Source organism: Isoptericola aurantiacus (assembly GCF_044769875.1).
GTDB lineage: Bacteria > Actinomycetota > Actinomycetes > Actinomycetales > Cellulomonadaceae > Isoptericola > Isoptericola aurantiacus.
The window spans coordinates 1,271,327-1,287,086 of sequence record NZ_JBJBAE010000001.1; the positions used below are offsets into that span (position 1 = coordinate 1,271,327).

At 72.8% G+C, this 15,760-nt stretch carries 9 protein-coding genes; all 9 read left to right on the forward strand.

Annotation, left to right across the window (positions count from 1 at the left end):
• Window positions 1-282: 282 nt before the first annotated feature.
• The 9 genes from ACIQLL_RS05730 to ACIQLL_RS05770 all read left to right on the forward strand — a co-directional run bounded on the left by ACIQLL_RS05730 (window position 283) and on the right by ACIQLL_RS05770 (window position 15,607).
• Window positions 283-2,112 carry an ABC transporter substrate-binding protein gene (locus ACIQLL_RS05730; RefSeq protein WP_402464225.1) on the forward strand — a complete coding sequence of 610 codons (1,830 nt, stop codon included), beginning with the start codon at window positions 283-285 and terminating at the stop codon, window positions 2,110-2,112.
• Window positions 2,113-2,199: 87 nt separating this feature from the next.
• Entirely contained in the window at window positions 2,200-3,720 is a 1,521-nt protein-coding gene (locus tag ACIQLL_RS05735) for an ABC transporter permease (protein ID WP_402464227.1), read from the forward strand.
• Between the two features lie 48 nt (window positions 3,721-3,768).
• The gene (locus tag ACIQLL_RS05740; protein ID WP_402464229.1) at window positions 3,769-4,677 is read left to right on the forward strand and encodes an ABC transporter permease; all 909 of its coding nucleotides are present in this window, start codon (window positions 3,769-3,771) and stop codon (window positions 4,675-4,677) included.
• Window positions 4,677-6,500, forward strand: a complete 1,824-nt coding sequence (locus ACIQLL_RS05745; protein WP_402464231.1) for an ABC transporter ATP-binding protein — start codon at window positions 4,677-4,679, stop codon at window positions 6,498-6,500. The genes ACIQLL_RS05740 and ACIQLL_RS05745 overlap by 1 nt, the downstream gene beginning before the upstream one ends.
• Before the next feature lie 3 nt (window positions 6,501-6,503).
• The gene (locus ACIQLL_RS05750) at window positions 6,504-9,317 is read left to right on the forward strand and encodes an ABC transporter permease family protein (RefSeq protein ID WP_402464233.1); all 2,814 of its coding nucleotides are present in this window, start codon (window positions 6,504-6,506) and stop codon (window positions 9,315-9,317) included.
• Complete coding sequence (locus ACIQLL_RS05755; RefSeq protein ID WP_402464235.1) at window positions 9,314-12,130, forward strand: FtsX-like permease family protein; 2,817 nt, start codon at window positions 9,314-9,316, stop codon at window positions 12,128-12,130. Before ACIQLL_RS05750 ends, ACIQLL_RS05755 begins: the two co-directional genes overlap by 4 nt.
• Window positions 12,131-12,145: 15 nt before the next feature.
• Window positions 12,146-13,024: an ABC transporter ATP-binding protein gene (locus ACIQLL_RS05760; protein WP_402464237.1), complete on the forward strand. Its 879-nt coding sequence runs from the start codon at window positions 12,146-12,148 to the stop codon at window positions 13,022-13,024.
• Window positions 13,024-13,755: an ABC transporter ATP-binding protein gene (locus tag ACIQLL_RS05765; protein WP_402464239.1), complete on the forward strand. Its 732-nt coding sequence runs from the start codon at window positions 13,024-13,026 to the stop codon at window positions 13,753-13,755. The genes ACIQLL_RS05760 and ACIQLL_RS05765 overlap by 1 nt, the downstream gene beginning before the upstream one ends.
• A 229-nt stretch (window positions 13,756-13,984) precedes the next feature.
• Window positions 13,985-15,607 carry a peptide ABC transporter substrate-binding protein gene (locus ACIQLL_RS05770; protein ID WP_402464241.1) on the forward strand — a complete coding sequence of 541 codons (1,623 nt, stop codon included), beginning with the start codon at window positions 13,985-13,987 and terminating at the stop codon, window positions 15,605-15,607.
• The last annotated feature ends 153 nt before the right edge of the window (window positions 15,608-15,760 follow it).

The following is a 15,760-nucleotide window of genomic DNA, read 5'->3' on the forward strand; positions in this document are numbered from 1 at the left end:
CAAAGAATGTTCCATAACATCGTCATAGGACACGCGTGTGATGGAACCGGAATGCGATGTTTCTCCGGAGTTTCGGTTCAACCGGCTCAATCGCATATCGTGCTTCTGACCAGTCTCAGATCGGTAACAATCAATCTCGAACGGCCCGCTGCGGCAATTTGTACCGCGGCGCGCTGGGTACGGTGTGGCGAACACCACGGACCCCCTGTGGTGATGCCGGCCGACCACGACCTGGGAGCCCGGCGGAACCGACCGGGGGCCCTTCCCCTGAGGAGGAATCCAGTGAAGATCAGGCGTGCAAGCGCAGCCGTCGCGGCCGTCGCCGCCGGCGCCCTGCTGTTCTCGGCGTGCTCCAGCCCGGCCTCGGACGACGAGCCCGAGTCCGAGGAGTCGATGGCGGAGGAGACCGCCGCCGTCGAGGAGATCAGCGACCCGTGCAAGGTCGACACCGGCACGACCGAGACCGCCGAGGGTGAGGTCAAGTACTCCGTCGGCGAGGACGAGTTCCTCGGCTACAACACCCTGACGCCGGAGACGTACTCCACGTACAACAGCGCGGTGACCGAGCGCATCCAGGGCGGTTTCTGGTACTTCGGCGTCGACGGCACCATCTGCCACGACGAGACGTTCGGCACCTACGAGGCCATCTCCGAGGACCCGCTGCAGGTCCAGTACACGATCGCCGACGACGCCACCTGGTCCGACGGCACCCCGATCACCTATGCCGACTTCCTGCTGGACTGGGCGAGCCAGGCGATCACCACCGACGGCAAGGTCACCGACGACGCGTCCGAGAAGCCGCTGTTCAACAGCGTCTCCGGGCTGACCCTCGGCGACTACGTCCCGGACGGCCCGCAGGCCGACTCGGCCGACGCCAAGTCGTTCCAGTACGACTACGAGCGCGTCTACGCCGACTGGGAGATCCAGATCGGTGCCCCGCTGCCGGCCCACGTGCTGGCCGAGCAGATCGGCATCAGCACCGACGAGCTCGTCACCGCCATCCAGGACCTCGACATGGGCGTCCTGAAGGACGCGGCCGAGTTCTGGAACACCGGCTGGCTCTCGGAGACCCCGGGCGAGCTGCCGGACCCGGCGCTCGTGCCGTCGTCCGGTCCGTACATGTTCAAGGAGGACGGCTGGGTCGCCGGTCAGTCCATCACGCTCACGGCCAACGAGAACTACTGGGGCGCCCCGGCGGCGACGCAGGACCTGACGTTCCGCTTCGCGGCGGCCGACACCCACGTCCAGGCGCTGCAGAACGGCGACCTCGACGTCATCGAGCCGCAGGCCACGGTCGACACCGTCGCCCAGCTCGAGCAGCTCGGTGACGCCGTGACGGTGACGACCGGTCAGACCCTGACCTGGGAGCACCTCGACTTCAACTTCAACAACGGTGTCTTCGCCGACAGCCTCGAGGCCCGTGAGGCGTTCGCCTACTGCGTGCCGCGCCAGAAGATCGTCGACGACCTGATCAAGCCGATCGACGAGTCGGCCGTTGTCATGAACGCGCGTGAGGTCTTCCCCTTCCAGGACAGCTACGAGGACATCACCTCCGCGTCCTACGACGGCCGCTACGACGAGGTCGACCTCGACACGGCCAAGGAGAAGTTCGCCGCGGCCGGTCTGAAGGAGGGCACCGAGGTCCGCATCGGCTACTCGGCGCCCAACCCGCGCCGTTCGGACGAGGTCGCCTCGATCAAGGCCTCGTGCGACCAGGTCGGCTTCAACATCGTCGACGCCGGTTCGGCCGAGTTCTTCGACAAGGACCTGCCCAACGGCGACTACGAGCTCGCCCTGTTCGCGTGGGCCGGCTCCGGGCAGATCGCCTCGGGTCAGAACATCTACGCGACCGGGTTCCCGCAGAACTACGGCGGCTACTCCGACGAGACCGTCGACGAGGCCTGGGACACCCTGGCCTCGACCGTCGACGAGTCGGTGCACCTGGAGCAGACGAAGATCATCGAGAAGCAGCTGTGGGACACTCTGTTCGGAATCCCGCTGTTCGCTCACCCCGGTGTCGGTGCGTACAGCTCCGACCTGGAGAACGTGCGTGACACGGCTGCGCAGTCGGGCATCGTGTGGAACGCCGAGCAGTGGGCTCGCGCGTCCTGACGTCCTGACCGCCTGAGAGGCGAGCGTTCGGGGGCAGGGGTGATCCCCCTGCCCCCGAACGCCTGCCCGACCGTAAAGGGGCACCTCGTGCTCAAGTTCATCCTTCGCCGCCTGGGTATCTCGGCCCTCGTGCTGCTGGCGGCGTCCTTCCTCATGTTCATCCTCACCGTCAACTCCGGTGACCCCCTGAAGGACCTGCGCGAGAGCAACGCGCCGAACAAGCAGCAGCTCATCGACTCCCGCGAGGCCCTGATGGGTCTCAACGAGTCGGACGTCTCCCGGTACTGGGACTGGCTCCAGGGCGTCGGGGGCTGTTTCACCGGCAACTGCGACCTCGGGACCAGCGTCACCGGGGCCAACGTGCTCGACCTGACCACGCAGGCAGCGGGCTCGACCCTGCGCCTGGTCACCGCGGCCACCCTGCTGGCCATCGTGGTCGGCGTCGCCGCCGGCATCATCTCCGCCATCCGCCAGTACTCCGGGTTCGACTACGCGGTGACGTTCCTCGCCTTCCTCTTCTTCTCGCTCCCCGTGTTCTGGGCGGCCGTCCTGCTCAAGGAGTACGGCGCGATCCGGTTCAACGACTGGATAGCCAGCGGCGACATGGAACCACCGATGATCCTCGGCATAGCCCTGGTGCTCGGGGTCGTGGTCGGCGCCGTGGTCGGGGGCTCCTGGCGCCGCATCCTGGGCACCGGCGCGGTGACCTTCGCCTTCGTCGCCGTCGTGCTGTGGGTGCTCAACGTCCTGGACTGGTACCGCAACCCGTTCTTCGGCCTCGGCATGGTGCTGCTGACCTCCCTGGGCGCGGCGGTGCTGGTCACCGCGATCGTCGCCGGGCTCGGCAACCGCAGGGTGCTGTACGGCGCGCTGACCACCGCCGTCGTCGGGACCCTCAGCTACCTGGTGTTCGCGGGTCCGCTGCTGGAGCCGTCGTCGTGGTGGGTGCTCATCGGGCTGTTCGTGCTCGCGGTGCTCGTCTCGGTCGGCATCGGTGCCGCCTGGGGCGGGTACGCCCGCAAGCAGGCGATGCTCATCTCTGCGATCACGGGTGTGCTCACCTCTCTGGCGATCGTGTTCGACATCCTGGTGGCGAACTGGACGAGCTTCCTGGCCCTCAAACCACGTCCGATCTCGACGATCGGTTCGGAGACCCCGAACTTCACGGGCGACTTCTGGGAGTCGGTGCTCGACGCCGGGATGCAGCTGATCCTGCCGACCATCGTGCTGACCCTCATCTCGGTCGCGTCGTACTCGCGGTACACGCGCTCCTCGATGCTCGAGGTGATGAACCAGGACTACGTGCGCACCGCGCGGTCCAAGGGCCTGTCGGAGCGGGCCGTGGTGACCAAGCACGCGTTCCGCAACGCGCTGATCCCGATCACCACGATCGTGGCGTTCGACTTCGCCGGCCTCATCGGCGGCGCGGTCATCACCGAGAACGTGTTCGGCTGGAAGGGCATGGGCGCGATGTTCCGCGAGGGTCTCGACCGGGTCGATCCCGCCCCGGTCATGGCGTTCTTCCTCGTGACCGGCACGGCGGCGATCCTGATGAACATGCTCGCCGACATCGCCTACGCCTACCTCGACCCACGGATCCGGCGGTGAGACCCATGACCGGAATCCTCACGTCCTTCAGAAACCGCGGAGCGAGCCATGACTGACCTGCAGACGCCTCCGGCCGAGGAGAAGTCCTACAGCCAGGGCCAGCTCGTGCGGATGCGCTTCTTCCGCCACAAGGGCGCGATCATCTCGATGATCGTGCTGGCCGTGATCATCGTCGTCGCCTTCACGTCGATCGGCTTCGGACCGATCCCGGGCTGGTGGGACAAGGTCCCCACCGCCCAGTACGAGAAGATCGGCACCGGCGCACCCACGTGGGAGCACCCGTTCGGGCAGGACACGATCGGCAAGGACTACTTCGCCCTCGTGATGCTCGGCACCCAGAAGTCGCTGATCATCGCCGTCGGCGTCGGGCTGATCTCGACGATCATCGGGACGGTGATCGGCGCCGTCGCCGGCTACTTCCGGGGCTGGCTCGAGTCGCTCCTGATGCGCATGACCGACCTGCTGCTGGTGATCCCGCTGCTGGTGCTGGCGGCCGTGCTCGGCAAGATGGCCAGCTCCTGGGGGATCTGGGGGCTGACCATCATGCTGGGCATCGTCACCTGGACCGGGCTGGCGCGTCTGGTGCGGGGCGAGATGCTGTCGCTGCGCGAGCGCGACTTCGTCGTGGCCGCCACGGCGGTCGGCACGAGCAGCGGCCGCATCATCACCAAGCACATCCTGCCCAACGCCATCGGCACCATCATCGTGTCGGCCACCCTGACGATCTCCAGCGCGATCCTGCTGGAGACGTCCTTGAGCTACCTCGGCTACGGCGTGCAGGCCCCGGACACCTCCCTGGGCCTGCTCATCTCCGACTACCAGACGGCGTTCACCACGCGTCCGTGGCTGTTCTGGTGGCCCGGCCTGATGATCCTCGCCATCGCCCTGTGCGTGAACTTCATCGGCGACGGTCTGCGCGACGCGTTCGACCCCCGCCAGAACAGGACCAAGGCCTGATGACCACCCTCGACATCACCTCGTCGGCCTCGCCCACCAGCCCGGGCGACGCCGTCCTGTCCTTCACCGACCTCGAGGTCACCTTCGGCACCGAGTTCGGTGACGTGCACGCCGTCAAGGGGGTCTCGCTGGAGGTCCACCCGGGAGAGGTCGTCGCCCTGGTGGGCGAGTCCGGCTCGGGCAAGTCCGTGACGTCGACGACGGCGCTCGGGCTGCTGCCGGGCAACGCCCGCGTCTCCGGCACGGTCCGGGTCGGTGACCAGATCGTCGGCGACCTCGACCAGGCCGGGCTGCGCAAGATGCGCGGCAACGACATCGCCATGGTGTTCCAGGAGCCGATGACGGCGCTCAACCCGGTGCTGACCATCGGGGACCAGCTCACCGAGGCGCTCCAGCTGCACGGGATCGCCTTCGGCAAGCTCGCCACCGCCCGCGCGGCCGAGCTGCTGCGCATGGTGGGCATCCCGGAGCCGGAGCGGCGGCTCAAGCAGTACCCGCACGAGCTCTCGGGCGGTCAGCGCCAGCGCGTCATCATCGCGATGGCGATCTCCTGCGACCCCAAGGTGATCATCGCGGACGAGCCGACCACAGCGCTCGACGTCACGGTGCAGGCCGAGATCCTCGACCTGCTGCGGTCGCTGAAGGACAAGCTCGACACCGGCATCCTCCTCATCACGCACAACATGGGCGTGGTCGCGGACATGGCCGACCGGGTCGCCGTGATGCTCCAGGGCGACCTGGTGGAGTCGGGGACGGCACAGCAGGTGCTGACGAACCCCCAGCACGAGTACACCAAGAAGCTGCTGAGCGCGGTGCCGCACCTCGGCGAGGGCGCGGGGCAGGGTGACGACGCGGTCGTGCATGCGGTCGAGGCCGAGCACGCCGACCCCACCACCCCGGCGCTCGAGCTGGACAACCTCGTCATCGAGTACCACCGGCTCGGCAAGCCGCCGTTCCGCGCGGTGGACGATGTCTCGTTCCAGGTCGGCCAGGGCGAGATCGTGGGCCTGGTGGGGGAGTCCGGCTCCGGCAAGTCGACGATCGCCAAGTGCGCGCTCGGCCTGATCCCCGCGGTCTCCGGGTCGGTGCGCATCCTCGGCGAGGACTTCGGCGCGCTGCGCAAGAAGGAGCTCAAGGCCCTGCGACGCCGCATCGGCGTCGTCTTCCAGGATCCTGCGGCCTCGATCAACCCCCGCTTCCCGGTGGGCGAGGCCATCGGCGAGCCGCTCGTGGTCCACCAGGTCGGCGACGCGACGTCCCGCGAGCGCCGGGTCATGGAGCTGCTCGACGCGGTCGAGCTCCCGCGGGCGTTCTACAACCGCTACCCCCACGAGCTCTCGGGCGGGCAGCGCCAGCGCGTCTCCATCGCGCGGGCCCTGACGCTGGAGCCGGAGCTGATGGTGGCGGACGAGCCGACGTCGGCGCTCGACGTCTCCGTGCAGGCCGCGGTGCTGGAGATGTTCATCTCGCTGCAGCGCGACTTCGGGTTCGCGTGCCTGTTCGTCAGCCACGACCTCGCCGTGATCGACCTGCTCGCTCACCACGTGGTGGTGATGCAGAACGGCCGGATCGTGGAGCACGGCACCCGTGACCGGGTGCTGCGCGACCCGAAGGAGGAGTACACCAAGCGCCTGCTGGCCGCGGCGCCGGTGCCCGACCCGGCCGAGCAGAAGCAGCGCCGCGAGGACCGGTACCGCCTCCTGGCCGAGCTCGGTGACGAGCGCGTCGAGCTGCAGCTGCAGGACGTCGCGCCCGCCGAGCGCATGGTGCCGGGATCCGAGGGGCAGAACGCCTCCCGCTTCGGTGGCTTCTTCGGCGGCTGAACCGTGGGCATCGCGCTGCGCCGGGCCTGGGCCCGGCGCGGTCTGCTGACCCTGGTCGCCCTGCTCGTGGCCGCCACGGCGGCCACGAGCACGCTGATGCTCGCGGGGGTCGCCGCCGCGACGACCGACGCCGCTCGCCGTGCCCTCGCGGAGCCGGCGCCGGCGAGCCTGACGGTCACCACCCGCCTGGCGGAGGATCCCGACGCCCAGGACGCGCGGGCCCGCGCGGTGGCCGACGACCTGTTCGACGGCGCTCCGATCGACGTGGTGCGGACGCAGGAACCCGACGGCGCCGACACGCCGTTCGTCGTGTGGACGGTCACGCCGCAGCTCGACGTCGTGACGCCGGCGGACCTCGGTCCGCTCGCGGCCGGCAGCGCCGCGTTGCGCCAGGCGCTGCGCGAGGACGACGTCGCCGTGAGCCGGGGGGTCACGGTCGAGGGGGACCTGGCCGAACGGGCCGCCGTCGAGCACACGGCGCAGTCCGCCGCCCGGGCCGCCGGCGCCGTCCCGCTGGCGCTCCTGATCCTGGTCGCGCTGGTCGCGCTCGTGCAGGTGGCGCGTCTGCTGGCCGGGGCACGGCAGGGCGAGGTCGAGATCCTCGTGGCCCGGGGTGCCTCCGTGCGTCACCTGACGGTGCCGGCGCTGACCGAGGCCGTGGCGGTGGCCGTGCTCGCCGCAGCGGCCGGGACCGCGGCCGTGGCCGCCGTGCCGGCGGTCTGGGAGACGCCGCCGTCGCCGCTGCTGGCGGCGGGCGTGGGGACGGTCGCGGCAGCCGTCGTGGTGCTGACCGCCGTGGCGGTCGTGCAGGCGCGTTCCGTGGCGGACCGGCAGGCGAGCGACCGGTCGGGACGCCTGCGGCAGGCCGCTGCCCTGGGCACCGTGACGACCGTGGTCGCGCTGGCCGCGGCAGGGATGCTGCGGTGGTACGACCTCGGGTCCCCGCTCGTCCGGTCGGCCGACGGCGTCGCGGCAGACCCGCTCGCCGCGGCGGGTCCCGCGCTGGCGCTCGCGGCGCTCGGCCTGCTCGCCGTCGCGTTGCTGGGACCGCTCGCCCGCGGGTGGGCCGCGCTGGCGGGCCGGGCACCCGGGGCGACGCCGGTGCTGGCGGCGCGGCAGGTCGCCCGCGGACTGCGTGTCGTCGTCGTGCCGCTGCTCCTGCTGGTCCTGGCGAGCGGGTCGGCCGTCCTGGCGGGCACCTTTGCCGGGACGGCGGCGCAGGCCAGGGCGGACCTGGCCGGGCAGCGCGTCGGTACCGACGTGCGCGCGCTGCTCCCGGCGTCGGGCAGCCTGTCCGCGCAGCGGCCGCCACCGCGGGCGGCCGGGTTGGCCGGCCTGGACGGAGCCGACGCGGCGGCACCGGCCCTGGTGGCCGAGGCCACCGTGCAGGGGGCGCCGCTGGGCCTGACGGCCCTTCCCGTCGCGAGCGCACCGCAGGTCGTGCGGGCGGACGACGCCGCGTCGCTCGTGGCGCCGCTGGGGGACCCCGACCCGTTCGGTGCGGCTCCAGCCCTGCCCGACGGCGCCACGTCGCTCGCGCTGGACGTCACGGGAGCCGCACGGCCGGCCGCCGGACCGCTCCCGGACGGTCGGGACCCGGGGGCGGTCGTCGCGGCGGTCACGGTGTGGCTGGCGGCGCAGGACGGCACGCTGACGGTCCTGGACGCCGGGACGGTCGAGCTCGACGGCGACCCCGGTGACGACCGCCTGACGGTGGACCTGCCGTCGGGAGTGCCGGGACTGCGCCTCGTGGGTCTCGACGTCGGGCTCGAGGGGGTGGAGTCCCCGATGGAGCTCACGCTCGCCGTGCAGGACGTGGTCGCGACGACGGCCGGCGGCGCGGTGCCCGTCGACGTCACCTCCGTCGGGTGGGAGCCGGCCGGTCCGGCGGCCGCAGCGGGTGCCGAGGGTGGTGCCGTGCTCGGCCTCGACGTGCTCCTCGACACCGGCCGGGCCTCCGCGCGGCTGGTCGCCGGGTCCGCGGCGGGGTCGGGAGCCCGGGCCGCTGCGGGTGCGGCGGGTCCGCCGGTCGCGGGGGTCCTCACACGGTCCGCCGCCGAACGGTGGGACGCGACGACCGGGGACACCCTGGAGCTCACGCTGTCCGGGGCCAGCGTCGTCGTCGAGGTGGCCGGTACGGCGGAGCAGGTGCCGGGACAGCCGGCGGCCGACGCCGTCCTCGTCGACCTGGGCGCGCTGGACGCGGCGCTGCTGCGCACCACCGAGGACCTGCCGCGACCGGCGGAGGTGTGGGTGGCCTCCGACGCACCGGACGACCCGGTCGCCGTGGCGCGGCTGGCCGACGCCGTGGCGACGGCGGTGCGTGCGCAGGCGCCCGACCCGGCTGCCGTCGAGGTGCGCACCGTGCAGGACGCGGCAGGGTCCGACGCCGGGTCCCCGGTGCGGTTCGCGTTCCTGCTCGCGGCGGTCGGCGCGACGGCGCTCGCCCTGGTGGGCCTGGCCGCCGTCGCGGTGTCCGGGATGGGCGGCCGACGGGCCGAGGTGGTGGTGCTGCGCTCGGTCGGTCTCGGCGCCCGGGCGCAGGGCGCCGGACGGGCGCTCGAGCTCGGTGCGGTGGGTGCCGCCGGGCTGGCGGGGGGTGTGATCGCCGGGTGGGCGGTGGCGGCCGTGACGGTGCCGGGCCTGGTCCGGGGCGTCGTCGACGGCACGGTGGTGCCGGACCTGGTGCTGGACCTGCCCGTCGCGGCGTTCCCGGTGGCGGTGGCGGCCCTGGCCGTGATCGTCACGGCGGGGCTCGTGGCCGCCCGGGTGGCCGATCAGGCCCGGGACACCGACTACCGTCCGGAGACGCGATGAGCATGCTGCTCCTGGTGCGCCGGCACCTGCGGACGTCTGTCGGCGCGACGCTGGTGCTCGCGACGATCACCCTGGGTGCCGCTGCCGTGTCGTCCGCGGTGCCGCGGGCGGTCGCGACGGTGCACGCCGACCAGCTCGCGTACGCCACGGGGCAGACGTCGGCGATCAGCAGGGACGTCGTGGCGACGGGCACGGTCTTCCCGGGGTACGGGTCCGACGACGGCACGCCTCCGGGGAGCGGGGGTGCGGCGTCGGACGCCGCGGTGGACCCGCCGCAGCCGGACCTCGACGGGTACCTGGACGCGCTGGGCGCCCTGGCGGCCGCGCAGCCGCCGCCGCTGTCCGACGTGCTGGGCGCGCCGGACCTGCTCGTCTCCGGCAGCCGCGTCGACGTCGACCGGGTGGCCGGCAACGACGTGGCCAGGCCGCGCGTGGTGCTGCGAGCCGGCCCCACGGCGCGCGACCAGATCGACCTGGTGGCCGGCCGTTGGCCCCGGCCGACGCCCGTACCCGCCGACCTGAGCACGCTGCTGCCCGGCGCCGACGGCGTGGTGGACGTCGAGCCCGTCCCCGCCGAGGTCGCGATGTCGTCGGAGGCCGCCGACGAGCTCGGCTGGTCGGTCGGTGCGGTGCACGCCACGCGCGACCCGCTGCTGCCGCCCCTGGAGCTGGTGGGCGTCTGGGAGCCGCGCGACGCCGCCGCCGACTACTGGGCGCACGGTCCGCTGGCCGTGTCCCCGGAGATCCTGGTGGACCCGAACGTCGGCAAGATCGTCACGGCGGCCGTGTTCGCCGACCCCGGCACGCTCGGCGCCTGGGAGGACGCGCCGTCGGTGCGGACCTGGTTCCCCGTCGACGCCACGGGGGTGAGCGCGCAGGACGCGCCCACGCTGCTCGCCCAGCTCCGGGGGCTCACGGCCACGACGTCCGTCGTCGTCGAGGGCGACCCGGCGGTGCTGGAGCCGGCCTCGGGGATGATCGACGTGCTCACCGACGCCCTCGGGCGCCGCCAGGGCGTGGACGCGATCGTCGCCGTGCTCGCCGTCGGCCCGCTCGGGGCGCTGGCCGTGGTCCTGACGTCGGCGGCCCGGCTGGTCGTGGACCGCCGCCGGGCCGCGCTGGCCCTCGTGCGGGCCCGGGGTGCGTCGTCGTGGTGGACCCGGGGCGTGGTCGGTCTCGAGGGGCTGGTCGTCGGTCTGCCCGCCGCCCTCGCGGGGCTGGGCCTGGGGCTCCTGGTGGTGCCCGGACCGGTCGGGGCCGGGGGAGCGGTCCTGGCCGCGGTCTGCGGGCTCGCACCCGCCGCAGCCCTGGCGGCGGTGGCGTCCCCGCGCGGGGTGCGCGCCCGCCGCGCGGACCTCGACGGCGCGCCGGTCCGGCGTCGCCGTGCCCGGCTCCTGCTCGAGGGGGCGGTCGTCCTGGCCGCCGTCGGGACCGCCTGGTCGGCGGTGGACCGGGGTGTGCTCACCGACCGGACGGTGGATCCCGGTGCCGGACCGGACCCGCTGGTCGTCCTCGCCCCGCTGCTCGTCGGCCTGGCCGTCGCGCTGCTCACGCTGCGGCTGGTCCCGCCCGCGGTCCGTGGGGCGGAGCGGGTGCTGGCGGCCCGGCGCGACCTGGTGCCGTTCCTCGGGGCCGCGCGGGTGCGCCGGGACCCGGCCGTCGGGGCGCTGCCCGCGGTGGCGCTGGTCCTGGCGGTCGGGGTCGCCGCGTCCTCGACGGTCCTCGCCGCCACGGTGCGGACCGCCATCGCGCAGGAGGCGTGGACCGCCGTCGGCGCGGACGTACGGGTGGCGGGGCCGGTCGTGGACGCCGGGACGGTCGACGCGCTGTCGGCCGTCGACGGCGTCGACGCCGTGGCCGCCGTCGCGGACTCGGGTCGCTACCTCCTGGGTACCGCCGCCGGCGGGGTCCCCGTGACCGTCTACACCACCGACGGCGACGCGCTCGCCCGCCTGCAGGACGGTGCGCCCGGTGCGCCGTCGGGACTGGACGCGCTCACCGCACCGGGTGCCGTGCTGCCGGCCGTGGCCACCGGCGACGTCGGGGAGGGGACGGTCCTGGCGGGCGCGGGCGGCGCCACGGTCGAGGTCCGCGTCGTCGACCACGTCGACGCCCTGCCGGGCCTGCCGCCGTCGTCCGCCGCGCTGCTGGTCGACGCCGGCCGGGCGGCCGAGATCGCCGGGATGGATCCGGGTACCTCGCGGCTCGCGCTGCTGGGCCTGGACGACGGCGCGACGGACGCCGACCGCACCCGGGTGGAGGTCGAGATCGGCGCGCTCGCTCCCACCGCCGTCGTCGACGACCCCGTGGCCTCCCGGCGCGAGCTGCTCGCCTCGCCGGCGACCTCGGGGCTGGCGACGGCGTTCGCCGTGGCCGTGGTCCTGTCGGGACTGCTCTGCGTCGCGGTGGTGGTGCTGGCCCTGGTGCTCGCCGCGCCGGCCCGGGCGCGGCTGCTCGCGGTGCTGCGCACCCTGGGCCTGCCGCGGGGTGCGGAGCGGGGCATCGTGGCGTGGGAGACCGGGCCGTGGGTCGCCGCCGCGCTGGTGGCCGGCGCCGTGCTGGGATGGCTGGTGCCGGCGCTGGTGCTCGCGGCGGTCGACCTGACCCCGCTCACCGGTGGGCACGCCGCGCCGCAGCTCGTGGCCGACCCGTGGTGGCTCGCCGCGCTCGCGACGGGGCTCGTCGGCCTGGTGGCGGCCTGCGCGGGGGTGGTCGGCGGTCTCGGGCGCCGCCGCGGGCCGGTCGCTCGGGGCCGGGGCGTGCGGGGCTGGGGCACGCGGGACGTGAGCCTGCGGGACCTGGGGACGGACTGACCGATGGGAGACGAGATGAGCGAGATCCTGTGCCGCGGGCTGGTGCGCATCTTCGCGACCGACGGGGTGGAGGTCCAGGCGTTGCAGGGCCTCGACCTGGTCGTCGAGCGGGGTGACCTGGTGGCCGTGGTCGGGGCCTCCGGCTCGGGCAAGTCCACGCTGCTCGGCATCCTGTCGGGTCTGGACACACCCACCGGTGGGTCGGCCGTGGTCGCGGGGTCCGACCTGGCGACGATGACGCGGCGCGAGCGCGTGGCCTACCAGCGCCACGCCGTCGGGTTCGTCTGGCAGCAGACCTCCCGCAACCTGCTGCCCTACCTCACGGCGGCCCAGAACGTGCGCCTCGTCCTGGACCTGGCCGGCGGTCGGCGTGACGGCCGCGAGGGGCGGACGCGGGAGCTGCTCGACCTGCTGGGCGTCGCCGGGCTCGCCGACCGGTTCCCGGCCGAGATGTCGGGCGGGCAGCAGCAGCGGGTCGCGATCGCGGTGGCGGTGGCCAACGCCCCCCGGGTGCTGCTGGCCGACGAGCCCACCGGGGAGCTCGACGAGGCCGCGAGCGTCGACGTGCTCGAGGCCCTGCGCGCGGTGAACGCCGCCACCGGCGTGACCACGCTCATCGTCACGCACGACCCGACGGTCTCCGAGCACGTGGCCCGGACGGTGCAGATCCGTGACGGCCGGACCTCCACCGAGGTGCTGCGCCGCCGCGCCACGGACGCCGACGGCACCGAGCGGCACGTGGCCGAGGAGTTCGCGGTGCTCGACCGGGTGGGGCGGTTGCAGCTGCCGCACGACGTCGTCGAGGCGCTCGACCTGCGCGACCGGGTGCGGCTCACGCTGCAGCCCGACCACGTGCAGGTCCGGCCCGACACCGAGCACGAGGAGGAGGGCTGATGACCACGACGCCGGGCAGCAGCACGGGAGCGGTGGCGGACGCCGGACAGGGCGCGACGGCGTTGCGCGCCGAGGACCTGCGGCGCACCTTCGGCCGCGGGGCGGGGCAGGTGCACGCGCTGCGCGGGGTCTCGCTGGCGGTCGCGCCGGGTGAGCTGGTGGTGGTCCGCGGACCGTCCGGGTCGGGCAAGACGACGTTGCTGCACGTGCTCGGCGGTCTGGACGCGCCGACGTCGGGCCGGGTGTGGCTGGGCGAGCGCGAGCTGACGGCGGCGGGTGACGACGAGCTGCTCGCGGCCCGGCGCGACGAGATCGGCTACGTCTTCCAGTCGTTCGGCCTGGTGCCGGTGCTCTCGGCCGCGGAGAACGTGGAGGTCCCGCTGCGCCTGCGGCGGGTGCCGACGGCGCAGCGGACGGCGCGGGTGGCCGACGTCCTGGAGCGGGTCGGGCTGGCCGACCACGCCGACCAGCGGCCCTACGAGCTCTCCGGCGGGCAGCAGCAGCGGGTGGGGATCGCGCGGGCGCTCGTGGCCGCGCCGCGGGTGCTGCTCGCCGACGAGCCCACGGGGCAGCTCGACTCGGCCACGGGCCGCCGCGTGATGGACCTGATCGCCGGGCTGGTGCGCACCGAGGGTGTCGCCGCCGTCGTGACGACCCACGACCCGGCGCTCGTGGCCCGCGCGGACCGCGTGCTGGACCTGCACGACGGCGCGCTCGGGCCGCCGTCGTGACCATGCCTCTCCGGGGCATTTCGGGCGAAAAGCGCTTTCACGCGACGTTCAGATGTCGAGGGTGTTCCAATCGGGTCACGATCGTGCCCAGGGGCGGCGAACTGGTGATCCAGGCCACCGTCGAGCGGTAACCTCCTTCGGCAACGTGCTGCAGGGGTGCATCCGCCCCCGCGACAGAACGCCCTCGGACATCACCCCGGCGGCGAGCACACCCAAACCAGGAGGACACGTGACACCTCGACGACGTCTGGCAGGCATCGGAGCCTTCACCCTCGCTTCCGCCCTGCTGCTCACTGCCTGCGGAGACTCCGGCAGCTCCGACGAGGGCGAGTCGACCGCGACCGGCGACGGCGCCAGCAGCGGCATCGTCTCCGTCAGCAGCGGCGAGCCGCAGAACCCGCTGACCCCCGGCATGACCAACGAGGTCTACGGCGGCCTGGTGGTCAAGAACATCTACTCCGGCCTCGTCTACTACGACGCGGACGGCGCGATCGAGAACGAGGTCGCCGAGTCCATCGAGTCCGACGACAACCAGACCTGGACCATCACGATCCAGGACGGCTGGACCTTCTCCGACGGCACCGACGTCACGGCCCAGAGCTTCGTGGACGCCTGGAACTACGTCGCCGACATCGAGAACGGCCAGAACGCCCAGTACTTCTTCAACGGGTTCAAGGGCTACGACACCGAGAAGTCGTCCGAGCTGGCCCTCGAGGTCGTCGACGACCTCACCTTCACGGCCGAGCTGAACGTGCCGTCCTCGGACTTCCCGCTCTGGCTGGGCTACTCCGCGTTCTTCCCGATGCCCCAGGCGTTCTTCGACGACCCCGACTCGTTCGCCGAGACCCCGATCGGCAACGGCCCCTACGAGATCGAGTCGTGGGAGCACGACAGCCTGATCTCGATGGTTCCCCGCGAGGGCTACGAGGGTCCCCGGGCCCCGGCGAACGGTGGCCTCGAGATGGTCGCCTACACCGAGGAGGACACGGCGTACAACGACATGCTCGACGGGGCGCTCGACGTCCTGCCGAACGTGCCGACGTCCGCCTTCGGCGTCTTCGAGGACGAGCTCGGCGACCGGGCCGTCAACCAGCCCGCGGCCGTCATCCAGGTCGTCAACGTCCCCGAGTGGCTGCCCGAGTTCCAGGGCGACGCCGGTGTCATGCGGCGCAAGGCCATCTCGATGGCGATCGACCGTGACACGATCACCGAGACGCTCTACAGCGGCTCGCGCACCCCCGCGCACGACTTCACCTCGCCCGTCATCGACGGGTACTCCGAGGACATCCCGGGCTCCGAGATCCTCGAGTACGACCCCGAGGGCGCCAAGGAGATGTGGGACGAGGCCGAGTCCATGGACCCGATCGGCGACTACACGCTGCAGATCGCCTCGAACGCCGACTCCGACCACCAGGACTGGATCGACGCGGTGTGCAACACCATCCGCGCCGACCTGGAGATCGGGTGCGAGTTCGCGCCGTACACCACCTTCGACGAGTTCCTCAACGCGCGTGACGACGAGTCCGTCGAGGGCATCTTCCGCGGTGGGTGGCAGGCCGACTGGCCGTCGATGAGCAACTTCCTCGGTCCGATCTACGGCACGGGTGCCGGCTCGAACGACATGAACTACTCGTCCGAGGAGTTCGACGCCAAGCTCGCCGAGGCCGCTGCGGCCTCGGACACCGAGACGGCGACCACCCTGTACAAGGAGGCGCAGGAGATCCTGTTCGCCGACGTCCCGGGTATCCCGCTGTGGTACCAGAACGCGACCGGCGGCTACGCCGAGACCGTCGAGAACGTCCAGTTCGGCTGGGACAGCGACCCGATCCTGTACCAGATCACCAAGGAGTGACGAACCCGTGAGACGGTCGCGGCCCCGGGTCTGCCGGGTGCCGCGGCCGTCTCCGGTTTCCGAGCGGTCGGGTCGGTCCGGTACGGTCTGACGTCGACCGCTCGTCGCGAGGGGGCGGGGGTGTCCACCACGGCACCCCCGCCCCACCGCTGT